At 37.0% G+C, this 13,793-nt stretch carries 16 protein-coding genes; all 16 read right to left on the bottom strand.

Going from position 1 to position 13,793, the window contains the following annotated elements:
- Positions 1-9: 9 nt before the first annotated feature.
- Entirely contained in the window at positions 10-195 is a 186-nt protein-coding gene (locus FORMB_RS08985; protein WP_069677130.1) for a hypothetical protein, read from the bottom strand.
- Between the two features lie 377 nt (positions 196-572).
- Positions 573-1,091, bottom strand: coding sequence for a hypothetical protein (locus FORMB_RS08990; protein WP_069677131.1), 519 nt, complete (start codon positions 1,089-1,091; stop codon positions 573-575).
- Positions 1,084-1,827: a hypothetical protein gene (locus FORMB_RS08995; RefSeq protein ID WP_069677132.1), complete on the bottom strand. Its 744-nt coding sequence runs from the start codon at positions 1,825-1,827 to the stop codon at positions 1,084-1,086. Before FORMB_RS08995 ends, FORMB_RS08990 begins: the two co-directional genes overlap by 8 nt.
- Before the next feature lie 3 nt (positions 1,828-1,830).
- Positions 1,831-2,286, bottom strand: a complete 456-nt coding sequence (locus tag FORMB_RS09000) for a hypothetical protein (RefSeq protein ID WP_069677133.1) — start codon at positions 2,284-2,286, stop codon at positions 1,831-1,833.
- Entirely contained in the window at positions 2,283-2,717 is a 435-nt protein-coding gene (locus FORMB_RS09005; RefSeq protein WP_069677134.1) for a hypothetical protein, read from the bottom strand. Before FORMB_RS09005 ends, FORMB_RS09000 begins: the two co-directional genes overlap by 4 nt.
- Positions 2,718-3,044, bottom strand: coding sequence for a hypothetical protein (locus FORMB_RS09010; RefSeq protein WP_069677135.1), 327 nt, complete (start codon positions 3,042-3,044; stop codon positions 2,718-2,720). It lies immediately after the preceding gene.
- Entirely contained in the window at positions 3,044-3,424 is a 381-nt protein-coding gene (locus FORMB_RS09015) for a hypothetical protein (protein ID WP_069677136.1), read from the bottom strand. The genes FORMB_RS09010 and FORMB_RS09015 overlap by 1 nt, the downstream gene beginning before the upstream one ends.
- A 12-nt stretch (positions 3,425-3,436) precedes the next feature.
- The gene (locus FORMB_RS09020) at positions 3,437-4,813 is read right to left on the bottom strand and encodes a hypothetical protein (protein WP_069677137.1); all 1,377 of its coding nucleotides are present in this window, start codon (positions 4,811-4,813) and stop codon (positions 3,437-3,439) included.
- A gap of 19 nt (positions 4,814-4,832) precedes the next feature.
- Positions 4,833-7,703, bottom strand: a complete 2,871-nt coding sequence (locus FORMB_RS09025) for a hypothetical protein (RefSeq protein WP_069677138.1) — start codon at positions 7,701-7,703, stop codon at positions 4,833-4,835.
- Positions 7,704-7,722: 19 nt separating this feature from the next.
- Positions 7,723-8,181: a hypothetical protein gene (locus FORMB_RS09030; RefSeq protein ID WP_069677139.1), complete on the bottom strand. Its 459-nt coding sequence runs from the start codon at positions 8,179-8,181 to the stop codon at positions 7,723-7,725.
- Between the two features lie 12 nt (positions 8,182-8,193).
- Positions 8,194-8,586 (bottom strand): hypothetical protein, encoded by a 393-nt coding sequence (locus FORMB_RS09035; RefSeq protein ID WP_069677140.1) that lies wholly within the window; start codon positions 8,584-8,586, stop codon positions 8,194-8,196.
- A 163-nt stretch (positions 8,587-8,749) separates the two neighbouring features.
- On the bottom strand, positions 8,750-9,703 hold the full coding sequence (locus FORMB_RS09040) for a DUF6712 family protein (RefSeq protein WP_069677141.1): 954 nt from the start codon (positions 9,701-9,703) through the stop codon (positions 8,750-8,752).
- Entirely contained in the window at positions 9,700-11,049 is a 1,350-nt protein-coding gene (locus tag FORMB_RS09045) for a hypothetical protein (RefSeq protein ID WP_069677142.1), read from the bottom strand. The genes FORMB_RS09040 and FORMB_RS09045 overlap by 4 nt, the downstream gene beginning before the upstream one ends.
- Positions 11,049-11,390 (bottom strand): hypothetical protein, encoded by a 342-nt coding sequence (locus FORMB_RS09050; protein WP_069677143.1) that lies wholly within the window; start codon positions 11,388-11,390, stop codon positions 11,049-11,051. The genes FORMB_RS09045 and FORMB_RS09050 overlap by 1 nt, the downstream gene beginning before the upstream one ends.
- 312 nt (positions 11,391-11,702) lie before the next feature.
- Positions 11,703-13,220 (bottom strand): hypothetical protein, encoded by a 1,518-nt coding sequence (locus tag FORMB_RS09055; protein ID WP_069677950.1) that lies wholly within the window; start codon positions 13,218-13,220, stop codon positions 11,703-11,705.
- Positions 13,213-13,782 carry a hypothetical protein gene (locus tag FORMB_RS09060; protein WP_069677144.1) on the bottom strand — a complete coding sequence of 190 codons (570 nt, stop codon included), beginning with the start codon at positions 13,780-13,782 and terminating at the stop codon, positions 13,213-13,215. The genes FORMB_RS09055 and FORMB_RS09060 overlap by 8 nt, the downstream gene beginning before the upstream one ends.
- Positions 13,783-13,793 lie beyond the last annotated feature (11 nt).

Genomic DNA, 13,793 nt, shown 5'->3' on the forward strand with positions numbered 1-13,793 from the left:
TTATAAATGTTAGTTTAAACAAAACTTCCTTACTTTTTTGGTTTTGATTCCAGTGGTGTCTTTTTCAAAACGGTACTGGTGCGCGCTGCACTCAAAAAAAAACAGCATGGCTTCTGAGGATAGTTTGCCGCTTTTGTGAAGTGCTTTTAATTCTTCATAAGCTTTGGCTTTGAAATGTTCGTGTATGTTACTCATAATTCAACGTCTTTAAAATCGTCTTCTTTAAATCTTATGGTGATGTAAGACGGTCGATTGGTAATGGATCAGATTTTTTTTTCTGGAAACATTTCGAGGACATCTTCTCGGTTTATGAAGTTAACAAGAAACGGGTGTTTTGGTTTGGGGTTTTTCATAATGGATTTGGTTTAAGCAAAAGAGCTTGTAGAATCCCAAAACCAAAAATAATTGTGGCACATTTCTGGGCGCTAACTCTTTTGTTGTTGTTAAAAATTTGGTTCTAATAATCATAGGCTTTGGGACTTACGAAAGTGCAATATACTACAACTAAATAGAATGTTTAACATTTTTTAAAAATAATTAAACAGAAATAACCCAAATAAGAAGTAAAATTTTTACAAATCGCTCCATTTTGTTTTATCCGGACAGTCGGGTACAGTATTTTTTAACGTCAGCTCGCAACGGTACCCAAATAATCTGTCCGAAAAAATAGGACCTACTTTAAAAAAATGAAAACTTGATCTGTCCACCAATCCATACATCCAATTTTTGTTGCCACTGGCGTCCACTGTTTGTTTGGAATCGTGAATGATGCGCGCCTCTATTTCAAAACAAATTTTTTGGCAATGGTCCAGGACTTCGTTTTGAGATTGGTAGGCATCTGCATGAGCGGTGGGCGTGTTTGGCTTTCCCAGTATGGTAATGGCGGTGGTGTTTTTATGGATGGTTTTGCCGGGTCCTCCGGTGGTTTGGGTTTCAATAGCATCAATGAGCATAAGAGGGGTGTTTATCCCAGACCGCATGGCACCGGAAGCATCGAGAACGTTCCATCTGTACGATTCGTTAATATCTGCATGTTTGGTAGCTAAATCTTCTAAATAGGTGACAATATCTAAAAATGAAGTTCTAGGCATAGGGCTTGTTTTTTAGTTGGTTTTCAAATTCAGACATAAATACATAGACGTTGGTGTCTTTGGTTTCGTTGTGAGTGCCGAATTTCCCACCAGAAAAATGAAGTACTAATTTTCCAAAACCGCTTGATTTTGGTGTTTTTGCATTTTCTTTTGGTTTTGGAAATACGGTTGGAAATTGTTTGAACAAATGCGTTCGAGATCCTTGGTAGCTTAGTAGGATGGCCAGCAGAGTTTCTTGATTGAGTTTTGATAAATGCCGCGCTCGGGCGTCCAATTCGGTTTTGTCAAAGGGTTTTCGTTTGCCATTGGCGTCCAACTCCCGATAGAGGACTGCCACTAAATAACGAAGGTATTCGAAGTCTTTATCGTTGAACCATCCTAAATAGAGGTCTTCAGCGTGTGCAAACTCATCCACGGTTAGGTTATTGATCCGATCGGATGGCGCGAACCATTTTTGGGATTTGATTTTGATGCATGGGATAAAGGTTGTGAGATCCAGTCCGGACTGCAACCAACTGTATTCTTTTTTTAAATTTGAGAGCGTGACATTTAACAATGTTTTTTGGACTTTCCATTTTTTACGAAAGTGCCACCACCTCACATTGAGCAAAACCAAAAATATTTTGTAATCAAAAATAATTCCAGACAAATTGGAATGCGAATATCTGGCAATTTTTTTGAGTTGCCAGATATTTAAATCATTCCACGATGTTGGTATTTTTAAGTTAATGGTCATATTTTACTTTAGTAACGATTTAATTTTTTCAAAAGTACGGCCGCCAAAATACGCCAATACAACGGTCATCATAACCTTTTCAAACGTGTCATTCCAAAGTGGATTGATAGTGAACCCAATGCCGTCAATACTGTCTAAAATACCGCAAAGCGTAAAAATAACAACGCACCAAATCAGAACCATGGGTCTAACGTTTTTGGACATCCAACTATCACTTAATTGACCCGATTTCCAACGAGCGGTAATTGATTCCATTTCCTTGTTTTGTTGGTCATAGATGAGTGTCTGAAGTTTGATTTTATCTTCATTAGAAATTTGACTTTGCGCAATCGCTTCGATTGCTTCTTCGGGTGTTGAAAGACCTTCCAAAATACTGCCTAATGGTGGTGAAATCATGGATACAGCTCCAAGCAACAATTTGCCTACCGTGGTGTCTTTAAATTTTTTCTTTGGTTTCATAAGTAAATAATTAGAGGTTTTTCTGTTGTGTTCATATACCCAACATGCACCCATTTTAAGGTGTCTTCAAAATTTTCGAGTGTGTTTATTTTTTTTAGTTTCCCTGATTTTATTAATTCAATAATGAAATTATACAATTCTCGTAACAGTCCATTTACAGGCTCTAAATCAAATGTAGTGCCTTGTTTGTGTGTGGAATAAAACGACCCGTCTTTATCGTTTGGTGGGCGTAATCCTCTGGAGTCTAGTCCGTGATTTAAACGATTTACATAGATCCCTGAGCCGTACACTTTATACCACTCATCTCGGATGGTTTGCAAATCAAGTAAACATTCAGCATCGAGGCGTCTCCATGTGTGTTTTTCTCCAATTGCCTTTATGATTTGAGGATGCGCCAACTCATGTATGTTGTAGTTTTTTGGGATGTACATTTATTTATTTTTTAATTGTTCATTTATTTTTTCTAAAGCTTTTTTCAATTCAGCCTCTCTTTTCTCGTGTATGTCCACAAGTGCATTACACCGAATCAAAACCTGTGCGACGATTACAAACAGCCAAAAATTAAATAATCCTCCGTAAGCAAAAAATATCAACGACCCTATAACACCTGTTAAAATGTCAATGATCAATGACTTTAAAAGCTTCATGTCGTGAACATGATTATATACGCGCCGGAGTGCCCAAACGTCGATGACGAGCGAAGCAATAAACAGCCATAATGTGTATTCGTTTTGTGACAGTAAAAAAATTAAGTCCATTATTTAAAAATTTTATTTTTGATTTTATCAAGAATTCCTGTAACATTATTGCGTATAAACGCTATAATTTGATGAGGCGCAATAGATACGACTGCAAAGGATACATACACTGCAATTGGAGGTATCTTAGAGCTATGATACACTATAACTGAGCCTAGCACTCCTAAGAAAATACTCAGCACCAAACCGCTTACAACGTCTTTTTTTGAAAATGAATTGGATTCACCAAATAAGTCACCAACCGCAAAAGCAAATAAGTAAAGCCCAATCAAAAGCCCCATTGCTGTTAGATTTTCTTTGTTAAAAAAATAATCAGTCAAGCCTGCGGCTACGTTGATGTATATAAAGTTAGTAAAGGCAAATAGTGCTTTAATTTTCATTTTCTTATTTAATTATAATTGAATCCAAGCTGTGCCGTTATAACCATACCAACCCTTCGTTGCGTCTGTTTGATAAATCATTAGCCCTTCTTCTGGGCTTATAATAGCATCTCGTTGTACTTCCGTCATACGTGGTGGTAAAAAGCCTTGTGATGTGCTGTCTAATTGTAGCTTTGCTGAAGCGCTTGGCGTTGCTGTTCCTATACCTACATTTGTTCCGTTGTCGAATATTTGACTATCTGCCTCAGTGTCTGAATCAGTGAATTTAGATAAATAATTAGCTGTTCCTGTGCCATCTATGTAATTTAATGATTCTAAATACTCTTTGTTAATCAACACTTTATTGCTTGCGTTTTCAATATTAGAAACACTGCCTGTATAATTTAATATTCCTCCAAAATCTGATTCAGTTTCTCCTTGGTTGTGTATAAATCTGAACTTTTTGTTAATAGCTTCTAGTTTAGTTTTCATGGCGGCAACATCAGAACCTCCTCCTCCTGCTAAATAAGTTAAATCTCCTTGAACATCTAAATTGGGATTACTGTGATCTATGTCGAAATCCATGAATATAGTCTCTCCGCCAGTAATATGTCCTTGCTTTAAATCTAAAACGGGATGTGAAGTCTGGAAATAACCAGTCACATTTGGATTATCAGCTAACAATGTTATGCTAGTACCTCTCCCTACTCCATTTATACTTTGCACTTTAGTACCTCTCGCCCTCACATCCATTGCTTCTCCAATGAGAAATGTTGTAGTGCCTTCTCCATCTAAATTAACTTCTAAATCTCTTCCATATAAAACTAATGAATCAAAATCACCAGTTTTCTCAACTATTAATTGTACCCCTTTCGTTCCCGTTTCATTATCCGTTCCAGAACGTGTAATAGTCTTGTGTTCCCCGTGATAATAACCCGTTCCAGTTGGATTATGGGTTCTTTCTAATATTTTTACTTCATTAGCCATCGCTCCTCCAAGTAATGGGTTTTCAATTATTTTTTGAAAAACCGTTGAGTTTAGTGTGTGAGTATCTGTTGTTCCAATGGATATTTTTTTAGAAAGCAAAGTTATTTTTTCGGTGGCATCATCTATTTTTATTTTTGTACCGTTTGAAGTGTCATCATGATCGCCAACAATGGTTATAGCATCACCACCTGCCCGTGTTCCACTTTCTGTAAACGTTTCCAGTTGGATTTGAGCCAACAAATTAGCTGCACTGATCCAAGTATTCATTTTTAAATTCGTGTCCAATAAAGGAATTTTCACCGCTGTTGTGACCTCTGTGGCGTTTGGAAATTTAGCACCAGTGGAATGTTGTATTGGAGTTCCGGATTGCGCTCCTAAACTTAAGGAGGTAATAAAAAGCAGTACTTTTAATATAGTTTTCATATTTTTTGTTTTTATATTTTTATGGATTAGAGACTTTAGAAATTTCTGTTAATTGATTTTTTTGTTGTGCTTTTATAAGAGTTCCATCTGTACCATTCCAAACTTTGTTTTCTATTTGGTCATAATCAATAGCAATAGGGTCTTTATAGTAGATAACTCTTAATCCATCTGTATCAGCAGGAGTAAGTATATATGCTGGATTTATTGCTACTGCATTTGTTATATCAATATAAGACCTCAAATTAACTTCTTGAGATATTGTCAGAGCATCTTTTCTTTCCAAGTGTACAACTGGTGCATTAATTCTTATACTATCTTGTAACAAGTCCACTGCCCCTGTTGCGTTACTTGTCAGAACTAAATCAAGAGCTATTTCATCTTCAAATATTCTATGAGACACTGCTTTTGCCTGTTCAAGGGTAAGCTCCATTTCTCCAAACTTATATGTAAGGATTCCCCCTACATTACTTGCATCTATGTTCGCAACTTGTGTAGAAACATCCAGTGCAGTGTTTACAAAAGCTTCACTTTCATAATTTATATCTATAGTAGTTGGTTCATTAATTGTTTGAGTTATATACACTATTTTTTTACCTAAACTCCAAATAGCATATTCAACTACTGTCCCAATTGCAACTTGTGTTGTTATTGATGTTACACCCTGAGTATATGCAATACTTGTTCCTTTGATTGTGAAGTTAGCAGGAGCAGATATTTTTACAATCATTCCATTAGCGTCTTCATAAGGCATTGAAATAGTTTCAGAAGCTGTTACTGATATTGTTCCTGTTCCTTGTAATTTCAATGTTTTGAATTTAGTTCCTTCATCTAAATCACTCGCTTTTATTGTGATAGTTTTTGTTCCTGTATCTACCGCAAAGACACTTCCTGCTTTGTCATATACTAAAATATTCCACCCAGTTTCTAAAATAAGTTCTGTTCCATTTCCTGTAAAAAGCAAATCACTAAGACTTGGAACTTCCACATTCGCACTATCTACTTTCCAAGACTTGGCTCTATCATACAGTTGATCGAGGTTGTCGATGGTAGTATAAGCATCAACTGTCGCTTTGATGATTTGGGAAATATTATTATCATCAAACAAAGTCCACCTTAAATCTAAATTGCCGTTACCTAAAAGATTTACGGCGGTTTGTGATATTTGATGATTATAACTATAAAAATAAACTGTATCATCCCCAGTATTATTATTATCCGTGTTTTTAAAGTCAAAAGTAGGTGTAGCACCTGCTGCCCCGCCTCCTGTGCTTGTATTACGATATGCAATACTTACGACCTTATCAACACTGGCAATCCCACTCGCATTTGTCGTCCCCACAGCATTTTCATCTGCCGAATAATCGGAATCTCTATTCCCATTATCAACATCTTCTGAAAACACTACAGCTCCTTCAATAGGACTTCCCGTAGAGTCTTCTATTGTTGCATCTATTCCTTTCGTAAATCTAAAACTTGTATTAGATGTATTATTTTGCCCAAGTAAAAATCCTTTTTGGTCTAAATAATTTTTTAGTTCAAAAAACTGTCCCTCAGCTGGATTCCCGAAGACCCCGACATTTCCTACTGCTCCTATTGCTCCAAGGTCTTCAAAGGTTCTCGGTGTTGTTGATGTTGTTGGTGGTAATGAAACAAAAATCATACGACCTCCGAATAACCGCACCCCATTAAACGCTGTTGGTTCTGTGAGAAGGTAAGTAGGGTTAACATTATATAGGTCTAATCCGTTTACATTCGTATTGGTCCCCCACATACGCATATTTGCCAAAACAGCACGACTACGAATCAAAGCATTTGTTGCTGTAAATGTTCCAGCTGCTGCAAATTCAAAGACCCCATCACATTCCACCCCTGCTCCGTTTAAAGTGAAACTTCCATTATTTAATAACCAACTTTGTGCTGGATCAAAGTCTGAACCAGCTCTTTCTATGTAAATGCCTATTTCTTTTGTATATTCCGTGTGTGTGCCATAAACTTTAGTTCCGTTTACAGTTATACTTCCTCCTGCATTAGTAGTTAGAGAAAGAAAGCCTGATGCTAAACCAAAAGCTAATTTTTCTGTTATGGCATCATAACTCAATGTTCCTGCTACAACCAAAATAAGATTGTTTAAATCATATAAAGTAGCCCCACCCATTAGCTTGGAGGTAACTCCTGTTATAACAGAAAGACCAGATAGGTTAGTGTCTGTTCCTGATTGTGTAATAGCTACCCCTGCGAGGGTAAAAGTTGAACTGATACATCGAGATAAATATTTATTTATATCTGTTGCATTTTTTTCTATAATCTCTTGAATCTTGATATTTATTACTGCTTTTTCCTTTTCTGTACGATACGGAGCAACAAAAGGAAAGGGCACTGGTTCTATAACTTTCTTCAATATATTCTCACACTTCACAAGGTTTATCTTATGACTCTTTTTACTTTTCAGTAAATCTACTGTGATTTTTAACCCTTCTACATCACAAAGATATTCCCAATCAACAAAAGGTTTTATTTTTGTTGTGTAAAACTCTTTTGAAATTGCGTAAGAACCGTCCTTTCTCATAGACTTATAAAAATAGACAAGAGACTTGTTTAAACTGTATTTTTCAATTTGCTTTTCTGTTAGTTCTCTCTGGTATCTGGCTACTTCATTATTTATTTCTTCATCATTTAAAGATAATAAGTAATCAAGTTCTTTAACATCTAATAATGTGTATTGTCCTGCAATGAAACGTAGGGTTCTTATATCTTTTAAATCGCCATAGAAATTATCCTCTTCTTTATAGCCTGGATAAATAAGAGAATTTATTTCTTGATTTTGAGCAAACACTAATTCCTTATGTTTCAATAAGTTTTCAATATTTTGTAGTGAATTTTTAAATGCCATAGTGTTATTATATTAAAAATTAAGAATAACTCAAACCTTGACAAATCACCAAAGTTAAAGGCTGTGTTGTTTGTCCTCCATTATTAGTTTCCGTTGCTGTTGTTTGTGTATTATCAGCAATAGTATTTCTATTTACATACCAGTCGCCATTGGAACGAAGTCCTGATATATAGACATAGGTCGCATCATCGAAATAAAGAGTGTTACTCCCTTGCAACCCCATGCCGTTGCCCCCGCCTTTTTTAAAAACCGTTTTTTTGAGCTCGTTTAAAAATAAAATTTCCGTAGCAAAATCTGCACGGACTAAGGTCTCAATTGTAATGTCAGAAATATGAAAAGATCCGCCGTTCAACCATTTTTCTGAATGCACGTTAAAAAGACTTATTGTTGTACTTTCTTTTTTTACATCGTAAATTTTTGGATATAATACGCCATCGAGCTCGAAGTGAGAATCTGAAACGGATTTGAATATTGCCATGATTATTTTGTTTTAAAGTTGCGAGATAGGTGTCCATGCAGCAAAAAAATCAGCATTTCCGGGTCCATTATATTCTGCGAAAACCCAAAATTCCGTTGCGCTTTTTCTGCCATTCGCAATCAAATCTCCATCTTGAAATGTTGATCCATCACTTCCATAAACGGGTATATAATCAAAAACGACACCTTCGACAATGTGTGTTTTTCGAGGTGAAAGATTTGCTAATTTTTGTTTTTCAAGGGTTGTAAAATCATTTGTTGACAAATCTTTTCCTGTTACTTTATCAACTTTTGTAGCTTTTAAATCAACATCGTTCGCAATTAGGATTCGCATGTTGGTCCGTAAGCCTGCGCCTTGATTGTTATTGGGAGTGGTCCCCGTATTTATTGTTGCAGTGAATGCCATATCTAATCTATATCACAGGTTATATCTTCGCTGTCGCACGTAATTATTTCCGAGTCGCTTTTAAAAGACCCAAAGAGCGATTGGACAATTTTTTTAATTACACTGAATGCTGTTATCATGTTACAAACATAGCTTCACCCTACTTTTTAAAATAGGACATAAATTATAAGACCCCTACAATTGACTTTGTATCTGTGAGATGTACGTGGTCTGGTGTTTTTTTTACGGTGTATTCTGAGAAGTCGGTAGCATTGGCCGTGATAACCCCTAGTGCTATTTTTAAATATTCTTCTCCTTCGATGCGTTTGTTTTCTTTGGTGCGAGTAAGAAAATCATTGATTTTTAAATTGACATTCGTCACGTTTTTTTCATAGGGCAATACGTCGAATTTCATGTGAATGCCTTGAGCATCGAGGACAAACATTCCGTTGTCGACTGTTTTCATAATGGTAAAGGCAACAATGGATTGTTGTAATATTTTTTTGACTTCGATTCGGTGAGCGTTTGTTTGCTTGGTTTTTAAAGCGATTAATAATTCCGATCCAATAACAGGTTCTATAAATTGATCTTCACAAACTTTAATATTTGGACGCATGGCCACAAAAGTTTGACGACTGTTGAAAATATGGTAGTAGGAATTAAAAATTGATGTTTTATTGACCAATAATCCTTTGTAAACGGTGTAGTTATCAGATTGAATCCACGGATCAAACTTCGTTGGTTTTTCTTCCATGAGCTCCAGAAGTTCGTCGAGTGCTTCGTGTCCGGACTTTTTAAAGGATCGTTGCAGCTCTTTGAATTGTTTGTCTGAAGCCGTTTTTGTGTGTTCTGAATCAACAACGTGTATTCCAGAATCATTTATCTGTACTGCCAAAACTGGAAGCCCTAAATAATACGCAAAATTTGCAACAGCTTCCTGTGCGAGTTGTTGTCCAGACAGTGTGATAGGGTCTGTGATTGGCGCGGTCGCATCAAAGATTGCAAATTGTGCTGCACCAATTAGCGGCTTTAAAAAATTGCGTTCTGCTTTTTTGATATAAGGCGCCAAGGTTTCAATAGAAACAGAATTATTGACGGTTAAATATTCAAGGAGTGTATCGGTGTTTTTGATTATCATAATTGCGCGGCTTTTTGTGTTCCTGTTGGGTTTTTATCAAGCGTTGTTAATACGGTGTCTTCAAAACCACCAACGAGGGTGGCATCCCATCCGTTATAGTCTTGAATAAATTCAAAGGGTTCTAAGGTGGTGTCTCTATTGCTTTTCATGAGCGCAGAAAGTATAAACCACGCTTCTCGCTTGTCGGATCCAGAGCCCGCGCCAATACTAGCACCGGGAATGCCTGCACCAATTAATGAGGGATCGACTCCAGCAGCGGTTAATGCAGCTTGGATACCAGCACTTGTATCGTCTAAGTATGCGCCGTCATTCGTTCCTTTTTCAATTTCGGTGATTTTTAGTCCGGGCTGTGGCGTACCGTTGTCGTCTTTATAAATCATAGACATGATGGACTTACCACCGTTCTCAACTCCTCTAAGTGAGTTATCTAAGTTTTCTACAAACTGAGAGCGAATCTCTTGACGTTTGGCTGGGGTGAATGTTTTCCAATCTTCTTTGTAAGTGCGTTCAAAATATTCATCGAAGACTTCGACGTGAAAATTAACATTCATTTTATCCTCTAAAAAGGCTTTTTTGAATTTTGGAATCGAATTGATAATGTCTAACCATCCACTGCTATCAATAGATTGCCACTCTGGATCTGGATAATAATTTTCGTTGATAAGTGGGTAAAATATCGGACGTATAAAGTTCCGTATTTTATATTTTTTGCAGTGTTCTTTGACTTCTTCAGCACTCCAATAGCTGTCAATCAATGGTACTTTGGTTACATACTTTGAAGCCACATCAACGCCTTCTTCCCATTTGGAAGATATGTACATATTTTTAATGGAACGCGTGTTTTCATCCATGAGCTCGTAACGGCAATTGGCTGTTTGTTGTCTCTTAACTCGGTTGATGGTTTTGAAATCGTTTGACAAAATATACTCTGGGCATCCTAAATGCCAAAATTCTAAATCTGCAATTATTTCTTTAAAAAAACGCTTCATCTGGTTGCGCTTCCAAAATTCATGTATATCTGGATATTGGTGAATACATTTTTGTTGAATAATCCGTTTGTCGTCTTCGTGTGATTCTGAGGCGATTATAAAGCCCGAACCGTAATGGGCTTTCCTGTTGGTTCGCAAACCAGAACGCAAGGAACCAGCACCTCTAATTTTTTTAAGAACTTTTTGAGGATAGTCATTGTTAGCACCCCAAGCTGCAACTTTACCGTCTTCGTCATCGGTGTGTAAAATAACCGTGGTTACTTGTGCATCTGTTTTTTTACTCGAAGCAAAAGAAACGACCGCTTTTACATTGCCACCTGTAACGGCTACATCATTGCCGTAAAATTGTGTGCTCATTAGTAGTGTGTTTTTTTTCCATTAATCGAGGTGATTAATCGGATATGAATTTTTTTAGTTTCTCCGTTTTGAAGTTCTAAATTTCTGGTTCGGTTTTCGTAATGCCGTGGGTTTCGTTTCACTCCTGTTGGTGATTGCAATGCAACCAACATAGAAGCCATTGAAGGTGTGGATTTTTTGGAGCGTAATTTTTTGACTTGATTATATTCTAAATGCTTGCCTCCTGTTTTTGAAAATTTTTGATAAGTTCTAAACGTCACATCAAAAGGAATTGCGTTCCCTTCATGATCGACTCTGTCTATAATTGCGACGGCAGATTTAAAATCAAATCTATTTTTCATAATGCTAAATTAGGAGCATTGCAATTTTTAAAATAGGACATAAAAATTTTGTGAGAATTTGAATGAGAACTTCATTATTTTAAATCAAAACATCTGTTTTTTTCTGAATTACATTAATAAATTGTTTATTCCGTGCCAGTTTTACTGTTAAAATCTCATATTTTTTTTATTAAATTATTGATTTTCAAATTTTTATGTACTTTTTTTACCCTCTCAAATCTCTTTTTTGACAGTTCCCAACGCCGCATCCTTAGATAAATGACAATTGCCTGTATCGAAAACTAGGGATATATGAATTTTAGGTTACGAAAATCAAATAAATAGAGGAAGCGTCCAGTGTTCCTTGTCTTCCTTCAATAAATCTTTGTAGATGTCCCAGATAGGGATGTCGAATGCATCCGGTAGGTGAGTGGTGTGCTGTTGCTTCATGCTCTGGTTACGTTCGTCCTTCTTGACCTTCTGAATGCCATTCTTATCCTCAGCAGCTTCAGCGCGCTCGAGTCCAATGATAAGATCCGGGTTGTTTTGTTCGTTGATTGCGATGGATGGATAACGTGAACTGGTAGCCTTCAGCATCATGTTCATGAGTATATATTTCCCATTGTGAGGGGCCACAGGCTTACCTTTACTCTTATCATACACCGTCCACCCCTTCGATTCCAGTAGCCGCACGAGGACATCGCCATAGGTGTCGTTCGTACCCTTCTTGACTCGGGCGTTACCATCGTGACCATAATAGAGGTGAAGGACCTTGTTAGGCAGCGGCGCATAGTATTCCACAAAGTTATTAACGAGATCCTCGAGGTCTCGTGTCTCACTAGACTGAGACGCCCACATGGATTTAAGTACTTTGTATTGATTAGGCAAAGATTGACTAATCACAGCAGAGATAAATACCCCCCAATCGATCGAAAGGATAAGAGGACGCCCCTTATCAATGTCATTGTCCTGTTTACAATTGAAAGACTTCTCTGTATAATTAGCGGTAATTCCCTCCAGATAATCGTTATTATAATCGGTATAATAATGACTCTTTTTAAGTTGAGGATAAAATCCATTAAGAATCTCCTTAGGCCGTATATTTAATATTTCAGCATTGTAATATAAATCCGATGGTGATTCGTCCTTCATCTCTTCAAACCATTCTTCCCGTAAATTAAACTTATTGATTAAAGCACTCGCTTTGATAAAGGCATATTTCTCAGGCTTCTTTTTAGCCACTTTCTCAATATCCGTAAACCAGCGCCCTTTCTTAGTTAAAGGAGTAGAAGAGGCATAAATCTCAGCACCGAGCAAAGAACAATTTTCAAAACGGGCTTCTTTAGCTCTGTTGGTAGTTTTTACATTCGTAAATAGTTTCTCTGGATCAAACAAAGAAGCTTCATCTCCTAAAATACCAAATGAATTCAAACCACGTCCACTATTCGGACTATCGAGCGATACCAATTGAAAAACAGAACCATTCGAAAAATGTATAATGTTATCCCATTTGTCAGGCGCATAGATAGGCTCAGCAAATCCAAGTTTAGCACCTTTTTTCCCAACAACATAATCATAACCTTCATAAATCCCCAGAGCTGCCAAACCGTTTTTTGTTGATGGAAGTGTCCGGGACAAAATCTGTTGATACGTAGAACCAACCAAAGCAAACGAAGCACCAGGCATTTGCTTTACCATTTCCTTCATGAAAAATGCCAGAATAAACGATTTACCCGTGCCTCGACCCCATTCAAGATATATCTTCGTTTTTCCCAAAACAGTAACCGCCAAGACAGCCGCCAACTGCGCCGCATTCAAAACAATATCTAAGTACTTGCTTACTTTACTCATCCTCTTCCACTTCTTGAAATTCAGCATCTACCGTCATGTCGTTGAAGTCTAAAACACCCGTTGTCAAATGGCTTATAATCGCATCCGTCACCTCTTTAGGAATAGACATCTTAACAGGCTTATTGTCTAGTTTTTCAGGGTTGTAATTAATGGCATTTTCATTGTCAATATCTGAGTATTTACCCAACAAAGTCAAAGCCGTTCCTATGGCTTTCAGGTCCTTTGCCTTAATAGCCATCAATAAATACTTATGCGAATATTCATACAAGATTGACAAAGTGCCATCTCGATCCGCTTTCATCACATTACCAAACAACCGCTCTGCATCCCGAAGATCCCGATAGGCTTGCGCGCGACTGATTTCGTATTTTTCCATTAAAACGTTGGTCGATTGCTCTCTGGAGTGGAAATTTTGACGCAATGCAAATGCCGCCAACCAACGGTCTTTTATTTCTGTTTGGTTGGCGGTCAGTGGGTATTTTGTAGAATCCTTGTAATACGCAAAAAGCTTGTCAAAAGTAGAATCGCCTGTTTTTATTGTTGGTAGTTTTGATATTGCCATAATACAAAACT

Source organism: Formosa sp. Hel1_33_131 (assembly GCF_001735745.1).
Lineage (GTDB): Bacteria > Bacteroidota > Bacteroidia > Flavobacteriales > Flavobacteriaceae > Hel1-33-131.

What these genes read in the sequence shown, in the direction of transcription:
- FORMB_RS08985 (WP_069677130.1), bottom strand. Translation starts at nt 195, where the DNA reads ATGAGTAACATACACGAACATTTCAAAGCCAAAGCTTATGAAGAATTA.
- FORMB_RS08990 (WP_069677131.1), bottom strand. Translation starts at nt 1,091, where the DNA reads ATGCCTAGAACTTCATTTTTAGATATTGTCACCTATTTAGAAGATTTA.
- FORMB_RS08995 (WP_069677132.1), bottom strand. Translation starts at nt 1,827, where the DNA reads ATGACCATTAACTTAAAAATACCAACATCGTGGAATGATTTAAATATC.
- FORMB_RS09000 (WP_069677133.1), bottom strand. Translation starts at nt 2,286, where the DNA reads ATGAAACCAAAGAAAAAATTTAAAGACACCACGGTAGGCAAATTGTTG.
- FORMB_RS09005 (WP_069677134.1), bottom strand. Translation starts at nt 2,717, where the DNA reads ATGTACATCCCAAAAAACTACAACATACATGAGTTGGCGCATCCTCAA.
- FORMB_RS09010 (WP_069677135.1), bottom strand. Translation starts at nt 3,044, where the DNA reads ATGGACTTAATTTTTTTACTGTCACAAAACGAATACACATTATGGCTG.
- FORMB_RS09015 (WP_069677136.1), bottom strand. Translation starts at nt 3,424, where the DNA reads ATGAAAATTAAAGCACTATTTGCCTTTACTAACTTTATATACATCAAC.
- FORMB_RS09020 (WP_069677137.1), bottom strand. Translation starts at nt 4,813, where the DNA reads ATGAAAACTATATTAAAAGTACTGCTTTTTATTACCTCCTTAAGTTTA.
- FORMB_RS09025 (WP_069677138.1), bottom strand. Translation starts at nt 7,703, where the DNA reads ATGGCATTTAAAAATTCACTACAAAATATTGAAAACTTATTGAAACAT.
- FORMB_RS09030 (WP_069677139.1), bottom strand. Translation starts at nt 8,181, where the DNA reads ATGGCAATATTCAAATCCGTTTCAGATTCTCACTTCGAGCTCGATGGC.
- FORMB_RS09035 (WP_069677140.1), bottom strand. Translation starts at nt 8,586, where the DNA reads ATGGCATTCACTGCAACAATAAATACGGGGACCACTCCCAATAACAAT.
- FORMB_RS09040 (WP_069677141.1), bottom strand. Translation starts at nt 9,703, where the DNA reads ATGATAATCAAAAACACCGATACACTCCTTGAATATTTAACCGTCAAT.
- FORMB_RS09045 (WP_069677142.1), bottom strand. Translation starts at nt 11,049, where the DNA reads ATGAGCACACAATTTTACGGCAATGATGTAGCCGTTACAGGTGGCAAT.
- FORMB_RS09050 (WP_069677143.1), bottom strand. Translation starts at nt 11,390, where the DNA reads ATGAAAAATAGATTTGATTTTAAATCTGCCGTCGCAATTATAGACAGA.
- FORMB_RS09055 (WP_069677950.1), bottom strand. Translation starts at nt 13,220, where the DNA reads ATGAGTAAAGTAAGCAAGTACTTAGATATTGTTTTGAATGCGGCGCAG.
- FORMB_RS09060 (WP_069677144.1), bottom strand. Translation starts at nt 13,782, where the DNA reads ATGGCAATATCAAAACTACCAACAATAAAAACAGGCGATTCTACTTTT.